Source organism: Arsenicibacter rosenii (assembly GCF_001870735.1).
Classification (GTDB): domain Bacteria; phylum Bacteroidota; class Bacteroidia; order Cytophagales; family Spirosomataceae; genus Arsenicibacter; species Arsenicibacter rosenii.
The window spans coordinates 613,465-633,719 of the sequence record NZ_MORL01000001.1 but is presented as its reverse complement, the minus strand read 5'-3'; the positions used below and the strand labels follow the sequence as shown (position 1 = coordinate 633,719).

19 protein-coding genes are annotated in these 20,255 nt (G+C 53.3%); 9 read left to right on the top strand and 10 right to left on the bottom strand.

Features of this window, described 5'->3' with window-relative positions:
* Window positions 1-112 precede the first annotated feature (112 nt).
* From BLX24_RS02365 to BLX24_RS02355, 3 genes are all read left to right on the top strand, one after another.
* Window positions 113-340, top strand: coding sequence for a hypothetical protein (locus BLX24_RS02365; protein ID WP_071501452.1), 228 nt, complete (start codon window positions 113-115; stop codon window positions 338-340).
* A gap of 19 nt (window positions 341-359) precedes the next feature.
* Window positions 360-671 carry an ArsR/SmtB family transcription factor gene (locus BLX24_RS02360; RefSeq protein WP_071501451.1) on the top strand — a complete coding sequence of 104 codons (312 nt, stop codon included), beginning with the start codon at window positions 360-362 and terminating at the stop codon, window positions 669-671.
* A 486-nt stretch (window positions 672-1,157) separates the two neighbouring features.
* On the top strand, window positions 1,158-2,018 hold the full coding sequence (locus BLX24_RS02355) for a DNA/RNA non-specific endonuclease (protein ID WP_071501450.1): 861 nt from the start codon (window positions 1,158-1,160) through the stop codon (window positions 2,016-2,018).
* Here BLX24_RS02355 and holA read toward each other — a convergent pair.
* Together holA and BLX24_RS02345 are read right to left on the bottom strand one after the other, a co-directional pair.
* A complete protein-coding gene (gene holA / locus BLX24_RS02350; RefSeq protein ID WP_071501449.1) occupies window positions 2,015-3,034 on the bottom strand; it encodes a DNA polymerase III subunit delta in 1,020 nt (339 codons plus the stop codon). The genes BLX24_RS02355 and holA overlap by 4 nt on opposite strands.
* Window positions 3,035-3,082: 48 nt before the next feature.
* Complete coding sequence (locus tag BLX24_RS02345) at window positions 3,083-5,659, bottom strand: serine hydrolase (RefSeq protein WP_083421783.1); 2,577 nt, start codon at window positions 5,657-5,659, stop codon at window positions 3,083-3,085.
* 96 nt (window positions 5,660-5,755) lie between these two features.
* Between BLX24_RS02345 and BLX24_RS02340 the strand changes: the two genes are divergently transcribed.
* From BLX24_RS02340 to BLX24_RS02330, 3 genes are read left to right on the top strand one after another with little or no spacing between them, the layout of a single operon-like run.
* A complete protein-coding gene (locus tag BLX24_RS02340; RefSeq protein WP_071501447.1) occupies window positions 5,756-6,832 on the top strand; it encodes an N-acetyltransferase DgcN family protein in 1,077 nt (358 codons plus the stop codon).
* Window positions 6,819-7,892, top strand: coding sequence for a dipeptide epimerase (locus BLX24_RS02335; RefSeq protein ID WP_071501446.1), 1,074 nt, complete (start codon window positions 6,819-6,821; stop codon window positions 7,890-7,892). Before BLX24_RS02340 ends, BLX24_RS02335 begins: the two co-directional genes overlap by 14 nt.
* A 12-nt stretch (window positions 7,893-7,904) precedes the next feature.
* Window positions 7,905-9,269: an APC family permease gene (locus tag BLX24_RS02330; RefSeq protein ID WP_071501445.1), complete on the top strand. Its 1,365-nt coding sequence runs from the start codon at window positions 7,905-7,907 to the stop codon at window positions 9,267-9,269.
* Here the strand turns inward: BLX24_RS02330 and BLX24_RS02325 are convergent.
* The 3 genes from BLX24_RS02325 to BLX24_RS02315 form a co-directional block, all read right to left on the bottom strand.
* A complete protein-coding gene (locus tag BLX24_RS02325; protein WP_071501444.1) occupies window positions 9,242-9,838 on the bottom strand; it encodes an acyl carrier protein phosphodiesterase in 597 nt (198 codons plus the stop codon). The genes BLX24_RS02330 and BLX24_RS02325 overlap by 28 nt on opposite strands.
* A gap of 66 nt (window positions 9,839-9,904) precedes the next feature.
* Window positions 9,905-10,390, bottom strand: coding sequence for a deoxycytidylate deaminase (locus tag BLX24_RS02320; protein WP_071501788.1), 486 nt, complete (start codon window positions 10,388-10,390; stop codon window positions 9,905-9,907).
* Window positions 10,391-10,594: 204 nt separating this feature from the next.
* Entirely contained in the window at window positions 10,595-11,179 is a 585-nt protein-coding gene (locus BLX24_RS02315) for a type 1 glutamine amidotransferase domain-containing protein (RefSeq protein ID WP_177225755.1), read from the bottom strand.
* Between the two features lie 179 nt (window positions 11,180-11,358).
* On the opposite strand from BLX24_RS02315, the gene BLX24_RS02310 reads away from it, so the two are divergent.
* The gene (locus tag BLX24_RS02310) at window positions 11,359-11,841 is read left to right on the top strand and encodes a DUF4126 family protein (protein ID WP_071501443.1); all 483 of its coding nucleotides are present in this window, start codon (window positions 11,359-11,361) and stop codon (window positions 11,839-11,841) included.
* A gap of 72 nt (window positions 11,842-11,913) precedes the next feature.
* Here BLX24_RS02310 and BLX24_RS02305 read toward each other — a convergent pair whose 3' ends face one another.
* Complete coding sequence (locus BLX24_RS02305; protein WP_071501442.1) at window positions 11,914-13,230, bottom strand: ABC1 kinase family protein; 1,317 nt, start codon at window positions 13,228-13,230, stop codon at window positions 11,914-11,916.
* Window positions 13,227-13,889: a TetR/AcrR family transcriptional regulator gene (locus BLX24_RS02300; protein ID WP_071501441.1), complete on the bottom strand. Its 663-nt coding sequence runs from the start codon at window positions 13,887-13,889 to the stop codon at window positions 13,227-13,229. Before BLX24_RS02300 ends, BLX24_RS02305 begins: the two co-directional genes overlap by 4 nt.
* A gap of 209 nt (window positions 13,890-14,098) precedes the next feature.
* Here BLX24_RS02300 and menD point away from each other — a divergent pair, with 209 nt between their 5' ends.
* A complete protein-coding gene (gene menD, locus BLX24_RS02295) occupies window positions 14,099-15,829 on the top strand; it encodes a 2-succinyl-5-enolpyruvyl-6-hydroxy-3-cyclohexene-1-carboxylic-acid synthase (protein WP_071501440.1) in 1,731 nt (576 codons plus the stop codon).
* 146 nt (window positions 15,830-15,975) lie between these two features.
* Here the strand turns inward: menD and BLX24_RS02290 are convergent, their stop codons facing one another.
* The gene (locus BLX24_RS02290) at window positions 15,976-17,487 is read right to left on the bottom strand and encodes a malate:quinone oxidoreductase (protein ID WP_071501439.1); all 1,512 of its coding nucleotides are present in this window, start codon (window positions 17,485-17,487) and stop codon (window positions 15,976-15,978) included.
* Between the two features lie 101 nt (window positions 17,488-17,588).
* On the bottom strand, window positions 17,589-18,677 hold the full coding sequence (locus BLX24_RS02285; protein WP_071501438.1) for a tetratricopeptide repeat protein: 1,089 nt from the start codon (window positions 18,675-18,677) through the stop codon (window positions 17,589-17,591).
* A 124-nt stretch (window positions 18,678-18,801) separates the two neighbouring features.
* On the opposite strand from BLX24_RS02285, the gene BLX24_RS02280 reads away from it, so the two are divergent.
* Window positions 18,802-19,050, top strand: a complete 249-nt coding sequence (locus BLX24_RS02280) for a hypothetical protein (protein ID WP_071501437.1) — start codon at window positions 18,802-18,804, stop codon at window positions 19,048-19,050.
* A 72-nt stretch (window positions 19,051-19,122) separates the two neighbouring features.
* Here the strand turns inward: BLX24_RS02280 and BLX24_RS02275 are convergent, their stop codons facing one another.
* Window positions 19,123-20,037, bottom strand: a complete 915-nt coding sequence (locus tag BLX24_RS02275) for a sugar phosphate isomerase/epimerase family protein (protein WP_071501436.1) — start codon at window positions 20,035-20,037, stop codon at window positions 19,123-19,125.
* Between the last annotated feature and the right edge of the window lie 218 nt (window positions 20,038-20,255).

Below are 20,255 nucleotides of genomic sequence, written 5' to 3'. Positions count from 1 at the left end.
AAAGACTTGTCCAAAAAACAAAAAGAGATTCTTTATTAATATTGTTACTTGCATGACAAATCGGTGAACATCAGATGGCTACCTTACCTTACTGAATGAAAAAAGCATTACGATGAAGCTATTTATTCGCAAATACTGGTTTATCGGGACAAGCCTTTGTGTGGGCAGTGCGATCTATATCTGGAATCAGGGTAGTGGGGTAAATGAGATGTCAGAATCAGAAAACCCTGTACGGAGCCATAAACAACCAGTATCTGCCGGATATGCCAAAAGGGTGTTTCTGGATTCAGACACGTCAACGGTTGAACCGGTATCTTTCGACCGTTACCGGCCACAGTGATAAACTATATCTCAAACATATGCTCAACACCTTACCTCAATTAGATAAAACAGCCTATATGCTGAAGGCACTCGCGCACCCTTTACGGTTACAGATCGTTATGCTGCTGAGCAGAGAGGAAAAAGAGTTAAGTGTGACGACGATACAGGAGTATTTTTCAATCAGTCAGTCACTTATCTCGCATCATTTAATTAACATGCGGGCAAAAGGAATACTTGGTTTCCGCCAACAAGGTAATAACCGTTATTACCGATTGCAGGAACCTAGATTTGCCCGATGTGTTGCCCTATTGTTTGAAGAACAAATGGCTGCTGAATTGGTCTTGGAATAAAGACGTCATATGGTTAATCACACCCAAACGCCGTCCGGTTACAGCCTCCCGGACGGCGTTTGGCATTGCGACGAACTAAACCGTACAGGGCAAACAGCAAGAGAGGACCATGTTTGGGCCTAAATGTATTTGTGAGAAAGTGAATTAATGTTCTGAAACAGCTGAAAAACCAGGCGTGGAGGTATACAGGCCTGACAGAAAGAAAGAAGTCTGGTAATGCCTGTCAGGAAAAGTATAATGGTATATTGGAAATGTTAAATTGATTGCGTTAAGACCGGCTGAAAAGTAAGTTGTATTTAGGATTAATTATGAGAGAAACGTAAAATAACAAGGGGCATTTTGGGATATAAAGTAAAAATTAGAGCCTATAATACCCCTGAATGTAAAATGATTGTACATTTGATGTTTATAAAATCAGAAAAAGTATACATCAAATAAGTGAATCATTTTCGGAGTAAACTAATCGGATTTGTTTTATTCGGTGGGATGCTGATCCAGACGGTTAGCTGTAAACCTGATCATCAGGCGCAGCCAATTGAAGGAGGGCAGCCTGGCCGGGATGCCGCATTAACCATGGGTGATCCGGATCGGGGAAGTCCCCTGCCCGCGAACCGGTTTCTGATCGAACGAAATACCTACGCGGTTTCGCTGAATAAGACAACGGGGATTGCCAACTGGTCGGCATGGCATTTGTCAGACGCCTGGAAGGGTAATACAGAACGATATACCGGAAGCTTTATCGCCGATATGCAACTGCCGGCAGGGTATTATGTCGCCAGACACGATGACTACACGAATACTGGTTTTGACCGCGGCCACCTCTGTCCGTCGGATGACCGGGATGGTTCGGCGGACGATAACCGGTCTACATTTATCCTGTCGAATATCGTCCCGCAGGCCCCGCAGCATAACCGGCAGGCATGGCGTTTGCTGGAAGAATATTGCCGTAGTCTGCTGGCAACTCATAATGAGCTCTATATTGTAGCCGGTACCTGGGGCAAAGGGGGAGAAGGAGATAAGGGTGCGGCGGATGCGCTTGCCAACGGCAAATTAACCGTACCGGCCGCGCTCTGGAAAGCCGTGCTCGTTTTGCCGGTCGGTTCGGAAGACGTGCGTCGGGTAACCGCCAAAACCAGAATGTTTGCCGTCTGGATGCCAAACACGAATACGGCCGGGCAGCAGAAATGGAGTAGCTACCGGGTGAGTGTGGATGAGATTGAAAAGAAGACCGGGACGGACCTTTTTAATGCCTTGCCGGTTGATGTACAGAAAACGCTGGAAAGTAAGACGGAGCAGCAGGTCATCGAAAGGCAGTATACTGACCCGCTGCCGGTACGGTTATTTTAGTGCAGGATTGAAAACACCAGTTCACGCAGAATTTCCCCTTCGGTCATTGTCGGGGTATCAATTCCCTTTACCTGAGCGTCTGCCCGCCGGATGCTGTGGATAATGTCGGCCACTTTGAGCAGCGGAAACGTGCGGGCTGCCTGCAGATAGTCCTTTACAAAAAAAGGGTTCACCCCAAGCAGGGCTCCAACCCCTTTTTCAGACTGATCCCTCGATGACTGAACAAGAATCACCTTGCTGAAATAGCTAAACAGCTGGGTCAGAATCAGAATCAGCGGATTATCTTTCGGATTCCGGGAAAAGTAATCGACGATGCGGTTCGCCTTCACCACATCGCGCTGTAGCAGGGCTTTCTGCAGTTCAAAAACATTATACTCTTTGCTGATGCCGACCAGGCGTTCCACCGTCGATGCACTGATCTCTTCATCGACCCGCAGGTTCAGCATCATCTTGTCAATCTCGCCGGCCATCCGTTTCAGATCGTTGCCGATATGGTCGACCAGAAGCTGGCAGGCTTTGGGACTTACTTTTACGCCCTGTTTATGGCAGTAGTCCTGTACCCAGTCTACCAGTTTATTTTCGTATAGTTTTTTGGCCGCCAGTAAGACCCCTTTGTTGCCGAATGCTTTTACCCACGACTTACGTTCGTCCAGATTGCCGGTGTGGCAGATCATGAGAATCGTGCTGCTGAGCGGATTGAGGGCATAGTCTTCCAGCAGGGTCAGGCTGTTTTTTTCCTTCAGCCCACCCATGTCCTGGGCTTCCTTCACGATGACCAGCTGCCGGTCGGCCATGAACGGGTAGCGGCGGGCATAGTTGATAACCGAACCAACATCGGTGTCTTTCCCAAACAGAACAAACTGGTTAAAACTTTTTTCGGCTACGGGGATGGCGACCTTCTCCAACTGATCGGCAAGCTGATCCAGGTAATACGGCTCATCGCCGTGAATCAGGTAAACCGGGGCAAAACGCTTGGCCCGAATGTCTTTCAGCAGGGTGTCGACGGCTGGAATCAATGTAGTAGCTGTTAAATGAAATCAGGGTGCAAAAATAGCAACTTGCCGTTACTTTCTGCGGATAAATACCCCCGGAAAGTTGCCTGTCGGCTGTTGATGGATAAAAACCGGTTGTCCGGAAACCCATACCGCCTCAATCCCCGCGCCCGGTAACCGGCTATTGCCAGGCGTGGCTTTATCGATAACCGTATCGGGGTTAAACAGAACCAGATCGGCGGCATAGCCCGGAGCAACGATCCCCCGGTCGGTCAGTCCCAGATGCTGTGCCGTCAGTCCCGTCATTTTGTAGACCGCTATTTCCAGAGGCATGATTGGCTGCTCCCGGACGTAACGGCCCAGTACGCGGGTGAACGCACCGAAGGCACGTGGATGTCCGCCCACCGATCCGTCCGAACAGATATTTGTATGGGGCCATTGCAGGAACCGGATCAGGTCAGGTTCATCCATTGATTTTCCCATAATACTTTCACCGGCCTCGTCCGGGTGTTTTTCCGCATGGGCCGCTGCTTCGGCAACCAGTCCCATCAGCGTTTGTGCCGTTGTTTCCTGTCGGGTCCGGGCAATTTCACCCAGCGTTCTACCGGCATAGGCGGGGTTCGCATTGAAGCGGGCCAGAATGGATTTTTCCGGATCGAATAACTGCTCCACCGCAAAACGGGCGCTCTCCGGATTTGTATAATCCCGTTTCGGAAACAGTACCCGCAGGGTAGACAGCCAGAAATCGTATGGATAACAATCGGCGGTTATGTTAATGCCCTCCGCCCTGGCTTTTTCCAGTTGGGCCAGCCAGTCGGCGGCCTGTCCCCATTGGCTGCGCTGGGCCAGTTTGATATGGGAAATCTGTACCGGCATACGGGTTTGCCGGCCAATGGCAATGATCTCGTCCATCGCATCGGCAAAGGAAATGTCTTCGCTCCGGATGTGACTCATATACCGGCCGCCGGCGTCTGCCGCGACCTGCGCCAGCTGCAAAACCTCATCGCGGCTGGAAAAGAAAGCGGATTCATATTCCAGTCCCGTTGCCAGCCCAAGTGACCCGAGCTGCATATCGTTCCTGAGAAGGGCCTTCATCCGGTCAATCTCCTGTGGTCTGGCCGTCCGGTATAATCCTCTGCTACCCATAACATGGGTACGCAATGTAGAGTGACCGGTATAGGTGGCGACGTTCACGGCAACCGGACTACTGCTCATCCGCTTCATCAGCGTGTCGATGGGGTAACTGCTGCCATCCTGCCCGATGACAATGGTGGTAATCCCCTGGCTAACCATTGCAATGGCTTCGGGTGTTTTGTCGAGTGAGGCATAGTGATGACTATGGCTGTCGATGAATCCGGGCGCTAACACCAGACCCTTCCCATCCGTAACGGCTTCATCCGGAAAGGGGGAGAGTTGCCCGACTTCCCGAATAGTTTGATCCTGTATCCGGACCGCCGCCGGTCTGGCCGGAATCCCGGTACCATCGATGAGCCGGACATTGGTGATTAACTGCGTCTTTGGCAGTCGGACGGACTTCCCTTCGACGAGTTGACGGATTAGTGGTCTTGCCACCTGGTTCGTCCCGTTCGAAAGAACGATAAGTGTTTGTTTATCGTTGACGTATCGGACAATTTCGTTGTAAAAGCCGCCCCGCGTTCCGGTATGGGAAAAAACGGATTGCTGTCCGTTTTCGAGCTCCCAGCCAAAGCCATAAGGATAGGTGGTGCCATCCGTTAGCCGGACAGGCGTGAGTGCTTCCTGCATGGTCGCTGCGGAAACAAGTGTATTGGCGGTCAGCGCCTGTTCCCAGAGGAATAAATCCGCAGCGGATGAATACACGTTTCCATCCCCGACAGCACCATCAAACCTGGTAAGATCGTTGGGTTGCAATACCCCGTTATACCGGGTAAACCCCATAACACGATCGGTTCGGCGATTGATCTGTTGTGGTTGATAATGAACAATATAGGTATCATTAAGACGCAGCGGTCTGACAATCTGATGCTCGAACACGTCCTCAACGGGCTTGCCGGTTACGGCTGAAATGACAGAACCCAGCAGGACATAACCGGTGTTTGAATCGCGCCACTGCTGACCGGGTGTAAACTGCAGGGCCGGTTTATGGACCGAGAGCAGTTCCAGCAGGGATTGATTAGTCAGCGTATCGAGCGGCCCGCTATATCGCCCGGCCAGTTCAGCGTATTCCGGTAAGCCGCTTGTATGAGTCAGTAAATGGCGAATCGTAATGCCGGTATACGGAAAGTCAGGAAGTATGTCGTTGACGGGCTGATCATAACGAATGTGGCCCTGCTCGTTCAGCTGCATCACCAGCATAGCCATAAACTGCCTGGAGACAGCGGCAAGGTTAAAGGAGGAGTGGATCGTTAGTGGTTTTTGATCCGCCATGCCGGTCTGACCCAATGCCTGTTGGTAACGGATCCTGCCCTGGCGGGCCAGGAGAACAACTCCGTTGAACAAGCCGCGACTATGCAGATACCGCAAACTGCTATCCAGACGACGGATGCGATCATCCGGAAGAGGAGTCCTGGTTTGCCTGGTAACTGTATGACGGGATTGTTGTGTCTGCTGACTGAAGGCCGGCCAACCGTAAAAGACAAGACTGAGCAGTAAAAAAAAACGAGGTTTCATCGGCAGGAAGAATGGAAAATTGAAGATAAAACGCTTGCTTGCCATTGTAAAGATGATGTCGGTTTTTTGTTTTTCTTGCAACGAATTACCCTGTAGATGCAACCTCAAGCCCTATTATTAACGGATGGTTTATTAACAACCAGTGATGCCAAAACAGCCCATGGCCTGATTCGGGGAACAGAACGGTATCGGGTGCGGGGTGTGATTGATCCGCCAACAGCGGGGCAGGATGCCGGCGAGGTACTGGATGGTACAAACCGGGACATGCCCGTTTGGGCTACGGTCGAAGAGGCGTTGACGAACGTGCCCGAAGTTACCCATGCCATCATTGCGGTGGCGACATCAGGGGGTGTGCTGCCCGCCCATATGATGGCCAGCATCCGTACATGCCTGAGTCGTGGCCTTTCGGTGGTAAACGGGCTACATGAATTTCTGAGTGATAAACCGGAATTGGTACGGCTGGCTGAGGCCCATGGCGGAGAGCTGATTGATATACGGAAGCCAAAGCCCCGTAACGAACTGCATTTCTGGACCGGTGCAATTTATACGGTTCAGGCACCGGTTGTTGCCGTCATGGGAACTGACTGTGCATTAGGTAAACGGACAACGGCGCGGCTGTTAACGCAGGCATGCCAAGACGCCGGCATGTCGGCCGAAATGATTTATACCGGGCAAACAGGCTGGTTGCAGGGTGGGCGGTATGGCTTTATTTTCGATACGACCGTTAATGATTTTGTGTCGGGCGAGCTGGAGCATGCTATCGTAAGCTGCTGGAACGAAACGGGTGCCGATCTGCTGTTTGTCGAAGGGCAGGCGTCGTTACGGAACCCTGGCGGTCCGTGCGGCGCCGAGTTTCTGGTTTCAGGAAATGCCAGAGCGGTTGTTCTGGTACATGCCCCCAAACGGACGTATTACGATCATGTGCCGGCGTGGGGCGAAATCCCGTCCGTTGAATCCGAAATTGCCCTCATCCGGGCCTATGGCGCGGAGGTGATTGCCCTGGCACTGAATACAGAGGCATGTACGCTGGATGAGGCCCTGACTTTTCAGGATCAATACCGGAAAACGTTGCAGTTGCCGGTACTGCTACCGCTTGAACAGGGAGTGGCTGATTTAATACCGGTACTGAAAGCGTTCGTGGACCAAAAAAAACAGCGACATGCGCATCCGTGATATCCGTGTCTATACCCGCAACCTTGCTCTGGCAAAGCCCTACACCATTGCCTATCAGCACATCACTACGGTTGACAATGTTTTCGTGGAGGTGGAGCTGGAGAACGGCATAACCGGCCGGGGGGCTGCCAATCCTGATCCGGATGTGGTGAGCGAGACGCTGGCGGATGTCGTACAAAACCTGTCAGGTGAGGTGGTACAGGGGTTTGCCGGTGCTGATATCCGAATGTTCAATACCCTGTTAAACCGGATCGAACAAACGTTTGTCCATTGTCCCGGCACGTTGGCCGCGCTTGACATTGCCCTGCATGATGCCTTTTGTCAGTATCTGGAGATGCCGGTTGTCCGGTTCTATGGTCAGCATATCAAGGCCTTACCAACCTCCGTTACGATCGGGATCATGGATGTTGCGGCAACCCTTGAAGAGGCCAGGGCGTATCAGCAGCAGGGCTTCCGGGTGCTGAAAGTGAAAACCGGACGGGATGTTGACCTCGACAGTGAGCGGGTTATCCGGTTGCATGAAACAGTTGGTCATAACGTTACTATCCGGGTAGACGCCAATCAAGGGTACAATGCCCGTCAGTTGCGGCAGTTCCTGCATACTACCCGGCACGTGGATATTGAGCTTATCGAACAGCCATTTCCGGTTGGCCAGGAAAATGAACTGCTGAATTTTGACCCGGATATCCGCCTTCGGATCGCTGCCGATGAATCACTCACCGACGGAAAGACCGCTATCCGGCTGGCGCAGGAGCCCGCTTTATTTGGTATATTCAACATAAAACTAATGAAATGCGGTGGAATCAGGGCCGGGCTAGCATTAGGACAGCTGGCTAGGCATGCGGGGCTGCGGCTTTTCTGGGGCTGTAATGACGAAAGCCGGGTGAGTATTACGGCGGCGCTTCATGCGGCCTTTGCCTGCCCCAACACAACGTACCTTGATCTGGACGGTAGCCTGGATCTCGCGGAAGATCTGGTTACGGGCGGGTTTGTTATGGAGAACGGGCTCATGTATCCGGTGATGCGTCCGGGGCTGGGCTTGCAACCGATTCATGAATGATCCGTATCGTCTATGGCAAATCTTGAGCGTTCAATCGGCCTGCGCCCGGCCATTCTTCTTGTAGTCAGTGTGATCGTCGGATCGGGCGTGTTTAAGAAAGTCGCGCCGATGGCCGCTGAACTTCAGTCGCCCTTACTGATTCTGGCCTGCTGGACGGGTGCCGGGCTGATAAGTCTGGCAGGGGCATTGAGTAACTCCGAAATGGCGGGGGTGTTTTCGGACTCGGGGGGAGAGTACATCTATTATCAGAAAATCTACGGCCGTTTTTTTGCCTTTATGTATGGCTGGGGCAATTTTATGGTTATGAAAACGGCGGCCATTGCGGCGCTGGCCCATATCTTCGGCCAATCGGTTGTCTCCTTGCCGGGCGTCGGAACAGGTATAGGGGTGCAGGTGCTGGCAACGGTCCTGATTTTGCTGCTGACGTGGGTGAATTATCGGGGCGTCCCTTTTGCCGAAGGCCTTAGCCGGTTACTGACTTACCTGATGTTTCTGTCGGTAGGGGTAATCATCGTCCTGGGACTCCAGTCCGCCTCCGGGTCTGTTTCCCATATGACGCAGGTAAGTTCTTCCGGAAAGGCAGATACCCTGCATGGATTCGGGCTGCTCAGTGCATTAACCGCGGCATCACTCGGGGCATTCTGGGGGTATGAGGGCTGGAATCACATCGGCTATCTGGGTGAGGAAGTGAAGAATCCGCAACGGACATTACCCCTTGCCCTTGGCGTTGGTACGGGGCTGGTCATCCTGCTCTACACGCTGCTAAACGCGGTATATATCTACGTTTTACCGGTTGATGCGCTGATTCAGCTCAATAGCCGGCCGGATAAAATTGCAGCGGTTGAAGTCATCAGAGAGGCGGCCGGCCGGGGCGGGGCTTTGTTTGTGTCGTGTCTGATTCTGGTGACGACCTTTAATGCGACGAATGCATCGATACTGATGTCTGCCCGGATTTTTTTTGCGATGGCCCGGGACAGGCTATTCTTTCCGGATGCCGCGCATATTCATCCGGTATACCGGACCCCGTCCATGGCGTTACTGCTGCAGGGCGGGTGGTCTATACTATTGGTCTGGTCAGGAAGTTTCGATCAGCTGACGGATTTGCTCATTTTTGTTTCCTTTCTTTTTTACGGGGCTACATCCCTTGGGGTGATCATTCTCCGGTATAAACAACCGGCTCTCTACCGGCCATACCGTGTCCCGGGCTACCCGGTAATACCCGCTTTTTTTACCTTTTTCTGTGCAGTTCTGGTCGGGATGACCGTGCTGAGTCAGCCGGCAGATGCCCTGACCGGAGCCGGATTACTGGCTACCGGAATCCCTTTTTACCTGTATTTCGGCCGGCAGACTCACCCGGAAAAGGCCGCTGACCGTTGAACATGACCCGTGAGATCGGGCCAGAAAAGGTGGAATTCCGCGGAGATCGGCTCATAAAACCGGACCAGATCCTCCACGGCGGTATCGAGTCCGGAGGCGAATGTGGTCCGGCCGGCAAGGCCTTTCAGCGACCGTTCTATGCCACTCAGGTGCTGGTAATTCGACAGCCAGTTCTGCCGGATCATGTAGGTAGCCATCCGGCTGGCACCCGCCGGTAAACGGTCGTCAACCCGTAATAAGGTCTGATAAAACCACGCGACATAGGCCGTGAGCGATTCACCGGTAAGGGCCTCAAAATGCTTCGCCAGAAAATGATCAAAGAAAACATCTACGGCCACACCGGCATACTTATGGCAGCGTGGCCGTAATAACCGGCGCACCCGTTCAACGGCGGGGTGGGTATCGGTAAAGGCATCGATTGACCGGTGTAGCCGGATGCCATGAACCACCCCGGCAGATAGCCCGTGCCGTGGATTTGCCGGGTCTCCCTTGATAAAATCAGCAATAAAATTGCCGATCAGAAGCCCTTCTTCCCGGTTTGACAGATAGGCGTGTGCCAGAATGTTCATAACGAAGCTACAGGAAAAAATACTGGTAAATTGAAAATCTAACCGTGTTAAATAGATTTTTTACTGTTATTTGTGGTCTTTATTTCCTTTGCTGAGGGGCGGTTCAGCGACCAGTACGACGCCGTCTCCGGGTACATACGCCTCGACGGTTACGCCGAAACGCCGGAGAAAATCAACCCCTTCGTCGGTTCCGATTCCCTTGTAGGCGGCATACGAATGGAGGAAAATAACCTTGGCAATCTTCATGCTGTAGATCGTCCGGGCGCAGGCAATACAGGGAGACAACGTCACGTAGAGTGTTGACCCGGCAATGTCTGAACCGTTCTTGGCGGCATACAGAATGGCATTTTCTTCCGCGTGTAAAGCCAGTGAACAACTCCCTTTGGAGTCGCGCGGGCAGCCCGTACCGGGAAACTCGACATCACAGTTATGGGTGCCGGCGGGCGGTCCGTTGTAGCCAATGGAAATGATCCGTGTGTCTTTGGTCAAAACAGCACCCACCCGGGCTTTGATGCAGTGCGATCGCTTGGCAAGATTAACCGCCAGCTCCATAAAAATGTCGTCGAAACGCGGGCGGGTGTTGTGATCAGTGGTAAGTGATGAGACCGCCGAATGCGGTGTTACCGGGAAATTGGAATCCATCATGCGGCAAAGATAACCCCTTACCCTGAAAAATGCCGGTCCGGGAGCACGAAAAGGTATAAAACAAAAAGGCCGGTTCGTCGTGAACCGGCCTTCCGTAACGGGAACAAGGGGTTACGCGTGTTGGCGCTCGTGCTTGCCTTCCCGGATTTCTTTAATCATTTTCCGGTTGAATGCCGGTATATCATCCGGTTTCCGGCTGGTGACCAGGCCTTGATCAGTAACGACCTCTTCGTCGACCCAGTTGGCACCGGCATTTTTGAGGTCAGTCTGCAGGGAGGGCCATGAGGTTACCTTTCTGCCGTTTACGACACCCGCTTCAATCAGCATGGCGGGAGCATGACAAATAGCCGCTACCGGTTTTTTAGCCTCGAAAAAATGCCTCACAAACCGGACCGCCTTTGGATCGACGCGCAGTTTATCCGGATTCATCACGCCGCCGGGTAACAGCAGGGCATCGTATTGTGCCGGATCGGCGCCATCAAGAGGCAGATCAACGGAAAAGGAGTCTCCCCAGTCCGTCATGTCCCATCCCTTTACTTCTCCGCCTTTGGGGGCAATCAGGTGTGTTGTAGCACCTGCCTGTTTGAGGGCATCGCGTGGTTCTGTCATTTCGATTTGCTCAAAGCCGTCTGTTAACAGGATGGCTACTTTTTTGCCGTCAAGCCGGTTGTTGTTCAGATTTTGTTGATTTTCCATACTTACGTTGAGAAATTGACTACTCTACTATAACCGTAGAAAATGGCTTTTGTTTTCGCGGGTTGCGGTCATCCGTTACGGGCCGGAACCGGTTCAGTGGATAACGAATTGAAAACAAAGCGGGTGCACGCTGGTATAAACAATGTAGATAACGTGTCCACGGTAAACAAGAGAAAACGATGTTCAGATCGAATGTAAATGCGTTTCAGATAGGCCTGGTGGCCGGTATGCGGGCCATGTCGGCACCGGCGTTGGTCAGCCATAAATTGTCGCATACTTTATTGAACCCGATGCCCGGGTCGAAGCTCCACTTTCTGACCTCGCCGGTTGCGGCCAATATCCTGAAGGTATTGGCCGGCGGGGAACTGATCGGAGATAAAGCACCGTCGGCACCAGACCGCATCGTCACCCCGCAGCTGTTTGCCCGTCTGGCCGCCGGTGCAACGAGCGGCGCGGCGCTGAATGCCAGCTCAGGGGAGCCGGTTGCGGCCGGAGCGATTGCCGGCGGGCTTGGTGCTCTGGTGGGTTCGTTCGCCTTTTTTCATCTGCGCCGGTGGCTGACGGAAGAAAAAGGAATGCCGGATACAGTGGTTGCTTTGGTCGAAGATGGTCTCGCCCTGGGTCTTGGGTGGCAGGCCGTTCAGTCAACCAGGGTTGTTTAGGGAGCGATAATAGCTATACTAACAAAAGCCATCCCTTCTGCTGAGGGGATGGCTTTTGTCGGTGGGGGAAGATCAGGCTTCCGGCCGCAGCCAGTCGGGACGGGTGGTGCGGACGTTTGCTTTAAGCTCATTTAAAATGGCGTAGAGGCCATAATAGGTCCGGTTGATATACAGGCCGTCCTGAGAGCCCCGCGCCCCGTTAGCGCTGCGTAATTCGTCCATTTTGGAGAGATTGTCCGCAAAGGCGTATACCTTCTCAAAATAAGCGTCGTTGCCGAAATCGAATACGTCGACCGCAAACGGCTCACCCAGCATAACAATCATCTGCCGGAATACGTCCGAGAAAAAGGCCCGTTCTTTCGGGGTATCCGATGGGAGCAGGTATTCCAGTTTGTCAAAAATCTGTTCGGTCAGCGCGTTATTCTTCAGGGTGTCCGGATTAATCAACCGGAAATAGTTGTCATAATAGGATTCCGGAATAACCTTGACACACCCAAAATCAATAATCCCCATGGTGCCATCCTGCCGCATCAGGAAATTGCCCGGATGCGGGTCGGCGTGAACCTGCCGCAGCGTATGGATCTGGAAATCGTAAAAGTCCCAGAGTGCCTGCCCGATCCGGTCCCGCACGTCCTGTGACGGATTCGTCAGTAAGAAATCCTTGAGGTGAAGTCCTTCCACCCAATCCATCGTCAGGATCCGTTTGGCAGACAGTTCGGGATAGTAACCGGCAAAGACCAGATCCGGAATGTGTGCACAGGCGGCCGAAATTTCCATCGACCGTTTCAGTTCCAGGGAATAGTCGGTCTCTTCCAGGAGTTTTGACTCCACCTCGCCCATATACCGGTCAATATCCTTTTCGTTCAGGTTGAGCAGACGCACGGCAAGCGGCTTGGCAATCCGGAGGTCTGAACTAACCGAATCGGCCACGCCGGGGTACTGGACTTTTACTGCCAGGCGTTTGCCGTCTTTCCAGGCTTCATGCACCTGCCCGATACTGGCCGCATTGCTGGCTTTGATGTCAAAGCGGTCAAAGAGCTCACCCGGCGATTTGCCGAAATAGGTCCGGAAGGTTTTAACCACGAGCGGGCCCGAAAGCGGCGGCGCCGAATACTGCGACATGGCAAATTTCTGAGAATAGGCCGTTGGCAGAAGCCCGCGGTCCATACTCAGCATCTGGGCCATTTTCAACGCCGACCCTTTGAGTTCGCTCAGCGCATCGTAAATATCAGCGGCGTTGTCTTTATGCAGGTCTTCCTTCGAAAGCTCCGGATTGACCAGTTTTTTGCTGTAATGTTTCAGGTAATTTCCACCGACCTTCACACCGGCTTTGACGAACTGGCCGGCACGGGCGACTTTCGAGGTGGGGATGGAGGTTTGTGTTTTCATCGGTTTTGGTACATAAACTTAGCCAGATCGAAAAGCGAGTCCAGCGGCGAACGGCCAATCAGGTCGAAGGTGGTATTGACCGCTTTTTCGATGACGGTATCGGTTTTTTCAAAATTTTTGCTGACGTCGCGCACCCAGAAATCCAGAATCAGGAGCGTTTCGGCCCACAGGGCTTTCGGGTACCGGTCGGTCAGGAACGGTCGCGGTTCTACTTCGCGGCTTTCGCGGCCTTCGGCCATCAGATCGCGGGCATAATCGTCAAAGGCTTCCCGAAACGGCTGCAGGGTCATGGAGCGGAGCGAGTGCAGCCGGCCGGCACCTGCCATGGCCGGCTGCGCTGACCGGATCCGGGCAACACTATACACCACAAAACTGCGCTGCGATTTCAGCACTTCGATCCAGGTATAAAAGAAAGCCAGTAACTTTTCGCGTACCGAATAGGTTTGATACGTTGGGTCGGCCTCTACGGTCTGCCGGGCCTGATCAAACACAGAAAGCCATACATCGGCTTCGATGGCATCGAAGGAGGCGTAGTGTGTGTAAAATTCGGCTTCCGGCAGTTTCAGCTTTTTGGCGAACTGAAACACAGAGGCGGGCTGTTTTCCGTGTTCGAGGACATACTCCGTGTATGCCTTCCGTATTTTTTCGTTTGTTTCCATCAATCAAGTTAAGCCAGGCGGTCAATGTTAATGTATACTAGACAACGGATAACGGGGGTGAACACCGGGACCGGGCAGGACGGTTGACCGCCATGCGTGCCGGTCTGTTATCCATTATTGATTATACATTCACTCCTATAGAGGTCAACGGTCTGTTAAGTGGAAAAGTTTGCAGATTTTTGCAGAATCATTGAGAAGAATCCAATCGTATGCCTATCCTTCAACCCATAGTAAATATAGCCGAACTGCTTTCCCGGAAGGGCATGACGGACGTGATCGTCTCACCCGGATCGCGGTCGGCACCGCTGACGCTGGCCGTGGTACGGCATCCCGGCCTGCAGGTCCGGGTGGTACCGGATGAGCGGTCGGCGGGATTTATCGCGCTCGGCCTCGCTCAGCAGCAACAACGACCCGTCGGGGTGATCTGTACGTCCGGCAGCGCGGTCTATAACCTGGCCCCGGCCGTCGCGGAGGCTTATTTTCAGGAAATACCGTTGCTGCTGCTGACGGCCGACCGTCCCCGCGAATGGGTACACCAGCAGGACGGGCAAACGATGTTTCAGGCGGGTATTTTCGGACAACACGTCAAACGCAGTTATGAACTGCCGGCCGACTACGACCATCCGGATTCACGCTGGTTTATTGAGCGTTCGCTCAATGAAGCCTATAACCTGACCGTGTCGGGTGCCCGGGGGCCGGTGCATATCAACATTCCGTTGCGGGAGCCTTTCTATCCGAAACCGGATGAACGGTTCCGGTATGAACCCGTCCGGATTATCGACACGCTGCCAACGGAACCGTCCCTGAAAACGGAAGACTGGCACCGCATCCAGGCGGTCTGGGAAGGTACCGGCAAGAAGCTGATTGCCGTGGGGCAGATGCCGGATGATCCGGTGCTGATCGGGTGGCTGCGTAAGCTGAGTGACGAGTTTCAGGTGCCGGTAGTGGGGGAGATTGTCAGCAATCTGGCCCGTAACGGACAGTTTATCACCTTTGCCGATACGTTTCTGGCGGTGCCGGATGAGGCCTTCAAACGCAGCCTGCAACCGGACTTGCTGATTACCCTGGGCCTTTCGTTTCTGACCCGGAACCTGAAGACGTTTTTACGGCAGTTTCCCGCCAGTCAGCACTGGCATATTGCCCCGGTGGCCGATCGGGTAACCGATCCGTTCCGGACACTAACCACGCAGATACCCATGGAACCTGCCGCGTTTTTCAGCAAGCTGTTCAGTGATCTGGATTATCAGCGGTTTCTGCAGGGGGATGAGGAGGACGATACAGATGGTTTTCTGGAACGCTGGCAACAGGCCGACCGGAAGGCGGGGCGTGTGATCCGGAAATCGCTGGCGGGCGACACCCTGACCGATTTCCGGGCGACGGCCATGGTGCTGGATGCCTTGCCGGCCGGTTCAGAATTGCATTTGTCCAACAGCATGCCGGTACGGTATGCTACCCTTTGCGGTCTGGACGAGCGGCAGGCGGTTGCGGTCCGGGCAAACCGGGGGGTAAGCGGCATTGACGGTTGTCTGAGTACGGCTGTCGGAGCGGCGCTGGGGACAGACCGGCTGGTCACGCTTTTCATTGGCGACGTCGCCTTTTTCTACGACCGCAACGGGCTTTGGAACAACTATCTGCCCGCCAATCTGCGGATGGTGCTGTTTAATAATCACGGCGGACATATTTTCCGGATGATAGACGGGCCGGGGCAGCAACCCGAGCTGGAAGCGTTTTTTGAGGTGGCTCAGCCGCTTACCGCCGAACGGACGGCGGCAGATGCCGGTATCGGGTATCGGGTATGTACCACGCTGGCAGAGGTAAAGGCTGCCCTGCCCGATTTTTTTGACCCGTCTGCGACGGTGCAGTTGCTTGAAATTAAAACCGACAAATACCTGAATCAGGAAGAATTTGCCGCCTACAAAGCCGCCGTCCGATCCATGTAGGGGCGACCCCACGTGGTCGCCCGATACTGCACGTGGTTGCCCGATACCTTACCCCGCGTGAATCAATGAAAAAGGGCGACCACGTGGGGTCGCCCGTACGGGATACGGGATACGGGATATGGGAAAAGCAATAAAAGAAACGGATATTAAACGTGCCCGTCCAGCCCGAGGACACTGCCCGTCCAGCTGCGGATTTGCTGTACCATCACCGGATCGTTCTTAATGGATTTACCGTAGGTCGGGATGAGTTCTTTCAGCTTCTGCTGCCAGGCCTCCGTGTTGAGTTGTTCGGGGAAGCAGCGTTCGAGCAGGGTAAGCATGATGGAAACGGCGGTCGATGCGCCCGGCGATGCCCCCAACAGGGCCGCAATACTTCCGTCGGCGGCGCTGACAATTTCGGTTCCGAATTCGAGTACGCCGCCTTCTTCTTCGTCTTTTTTGATCACCTGCACCCGTTGCCCGGCCACTTCCAGTTCCCAGTCTTCCATCCGGGCATTCGGGAAGTATTCCCGCAGGGCGGATAAACGGTCTTCCGGCGACTGCATTACCTGCTGGATGAGGTATCTGGTCAGCGGAATGTTGTGCAGACCCGCCATCAGCATGGGTGCGATATTACTCATCTGCACCGACTTGGGCAGATCCAGATACGAGCCGTTTTTCAGAAATTTGGTTGAGAAACCGGCATAGGGGCCAAAAAGAAGTTCTTTCTGTCCGTCGATCATGCGGGTGTCGAGGTGGGGGACGGACATAGGCGGCGCACCGACGGATGCTTTTCCGTATACCTTCGCCTGGTGCTGTTCGATGACCTCACGGTTGGTACATTTCAGCCATTGACCGCTGACGGGGAATCCGCCATAGCCACGGCTTTCCGGAATATCGGATTTTTCCAGCAGGCGGAGGGATCCCCCACCCGCGCCAATAAATACGAAATCTGCCTGTATGTCCCGGGTATTCCCGCCATTGAGGTTTTCGAGCCGGATCTTCCAGCCGCCGAGGGATTTCGACCGCCATAAATCGCGTACCTCATAACCGAAGTGTATGTTGACACCATCCATGGCTGCAAGCTTGTCAAACATGAAGCGCGTGAGGGCTCCGAAATTTACATCCGTACCCATGTCCATCCGGTTGGCCGCTACTGGCTGTGACCGGTCCCGGCCCTCCATCACGAGCGGAATCCATTCGCTGATTACGTCCGGGTCTTCGGAATACTGCATGTCGGCGAAGAGCGGAGACGCCTTCATGGCCTGGTAGCGTTTCCGGAGATAGTTGACATTTTCTTCGCCCCACACGAAACTCATGTGCGGGATGGGCCGGATAAACTGAGGCGCATCTTCGAGGAAATGTTGCTGAACAAGCGAGGCCCAGAACTGCCGGGAGATTTCAAACGACTCGGCGATTTTGATGGCTTTGGAAATGTCAATGGAGCCGTCGGGTTGTTCCGGGGTATAGTTGAGTTCGCAGAAAGCGGCATGTCCGGTGCCGGCATTGTTCCAGGCGTCCGAACTTTCGGCGGCTGCCTGATCAAGCCGCTCAAAAATGTCAATGGTAATATCAGGTTGTAGCTCTTTTAACAGGACGCCGAGGGTGGCGCTCATGATCCCGGCGCCGATCAGGATGACGTCAGGACCTTTTTGTCCGGTTTTTTCGTGTTTTGGCATAATTTATCAGGAGAGACTTACTCCCAAAAGGTACACAATAAAGACAACCGCATAGTTTAGGAATTAGTTTAGTCTTTAGGCGTCTCTCCTGATCTGAGGCGCTACCGGCATTGTATTTTTGCGAGTTCTGCCGCCATTGAATCACCGGCTGTTACCCCGCGTTTCCATTGCGTGCAGGCCCTTATCCGGTCGTTTTTGAGTAGCCATGCTTTCCCGGAATAACCATATAAATGGTCAACGGAGGGATCGATTTTTTCAGCGGCTGTAAACGACGAAATAGCCGGGTCTGCCTGTTGTTGCTGCAGGTAGTAAATCCCCAGATTGCGGTGCGCCCAGGCATTCTGCGGGTCTTTCCGTAAGGCTTCCTGTAAGACCGGCAGCGCTTCCTGCGCACGGTTGAGCATCAGCAGGTAATACCCTTTATTATTGAGGTAAAAGGGCTGGCCGGTCCGGATCGCCAGTGCCTTGTCCACCAGCAGGAGGGCCTTGTCGTACTGTCCGTCATTGGCCAGCAGCAAGGCTTTGTTATTAAGGGCTTCCGGTTGCTCAGGGTTGAGGGTAAGGGCTCTGTCGAGGTCCTGACGCGCTTGTTCGTAGGCTTTCTGCTGGAAGAAAAGAGCGCCGCGGTTGGTCAGGGCCTCCACGTTTTTGCTGTCCAGCTGAATGGCTTTGTCGTAGGCGGCCTGTGCCTGTCCCGGATTTTTCAGCTGTACATACGTATCCCCGAGCCGTGTCTGGTAAAAGCTGGAATCGGTATATACGGTTTCGATGCGCCGGAGGTCGGAAAGTCCACGCAACGCGTGGCCCGACTCAAGCCAGATATCGGCACGGTTCAGATAAGCAGCGGCAAAACCGGGATCGGTATCAATGGCCTTATTGTAGTCGGCCAGGGCCCCTTCGCGGTCTCCGTTGCGGTATTTGGCGAGGCCCCGGTTATGCCAGGCATCCGCAAAATCGGCCTTTTTATCAATGGCCTCCGTATAATAGCGGATGGCTTCCCGGTATTCCCGTTTCTGTAGCTGGACATTCCCGCGCAGGAAAAACTGAGCGGCCTCTTCGTTGGCGCTGTTACCACAGGAGAAAGAACCGGTGAGCGCCGGGAGGCAGAGGGTGTATATGGCAAGCCGGCGGATGATCCGGTTAGGGATTTTGCGCGCTATGACCGACTTTTGCAGGGGTAACTGGTTCATGAAGCGTATCGGATTACGGATTTAAATCTGTCCCTGACGACACAGGCCCATAAACAGGGGGGGATGGGATCTGTGATCAATGAACATGATACTGCAAAGATGCACTACGAATTTTGTTTAAACGATGAGATATATCAAAGACATTCCCGATCCGCGGTTCAAGGTGGGCTTGTATGCCTGGAACAATAAATACATTGTAAAGATTGAAGCCGGCCAGTTTGAACAAACCTATAAGATCTCCGAAATGGATCTTACGGAACCGGAGGATGTGCCGGCGATGCTGGATACGTTGTTCCTGAATCAGGTAGCGGCTCAGTTTGAGGCCATGCAGTCGGCCTGGGTATCGGCGGCCGAACGGCAGGGAATTTTTTAGCAACCGGAGGCACCGGATACCGGACATACAGATCAGCCGGGATCTCATGTACCGGGTATCCGGTGACGGTTTTTACAGGACTAAGAACTGAGCCAGGTAGTTGCGGGCGGTCAGGATGGCGGTCTGCACATCTTCCGGACTGGCTTCATAGGCTTTGTCTTCTACTTCAATACACACCGGTCCGCGATACCGGACATCGGTGAGGGCCGCAAAGAAATCCCGCCAGCGAACATCGCCGAGGCCCGGAAGTTTGGGCGAGTGGTATTCCAGCGGATTGGCCATGATGCCGACCCGGTCGAGCTTGTCGCGGTACAGTTTTACATCCTTCAGGTGAATGTGGTGCAGCCGGTCTTTGTAGGCATAAATGGGTTTAATTTCGTCCATCATCTGCCAGATCATGTGAGAGGGATCATAATTGAGCCCGAAGATCGGGGAGGGGATGATCTCAAACAGTCGGTCCCAGATCGCCGGTGTCGTCGCCAGGTTTTTGCCCCCCGGCCATTCATCGTCGGTAAACCACATCGGACAGTTTTCGATTCCAATCTTTACATTGTATACTTCCGCTTCACGGACGATAGCCGGCCAGTGTTCCGCAAACAGCCGCAGGTTTTCGGCTACGGATAAGCCCGGGTTCCGTCCGATGAAGGTATTCACTACCGGAATATCCAGTGCGGCAGCCGTCCGGATAATTTTTTTTATGTGTTCCCGATAGAAGGCTGCTTTTTCCGGATCGGGGTCAAGCGGGTTAGGGTAGTACCCTAACCCGGAAATGGATACCTTGTGTTGCGCAAGCGCCTGTCTGATAAGGGGGACATTTACATTGTCTACATCCATGTGGGAAACGCCGGCATACCGGCGGGTGTCAGCGTTGGAGGCCGGCCAGCACATGACCTCCACGCAGGAAAAGCGATGGGTTGCGGCAAAATTAAGGACGTAATCCAGATCAAAGTCGGCCAGAATAGCACTGACAAAGCCAAGTGTCAACATAGTCAGAAGAGATTATAGTCAGAAGAGATTTCGGGTAATCGTATTGAATAAGCATGCGGGAGACAAAAGTACAACGCAGCTACGTATTACGGAAGCGGGCAGAAAAACGCTATAGTCTATCGATACTATGCCATTTGTCAGAAAAATCTGACAAACACGCCATACCGGATTAAACGATGAGTATTGTATTATTCCTATGAGTCGAATTTGTGAAATAA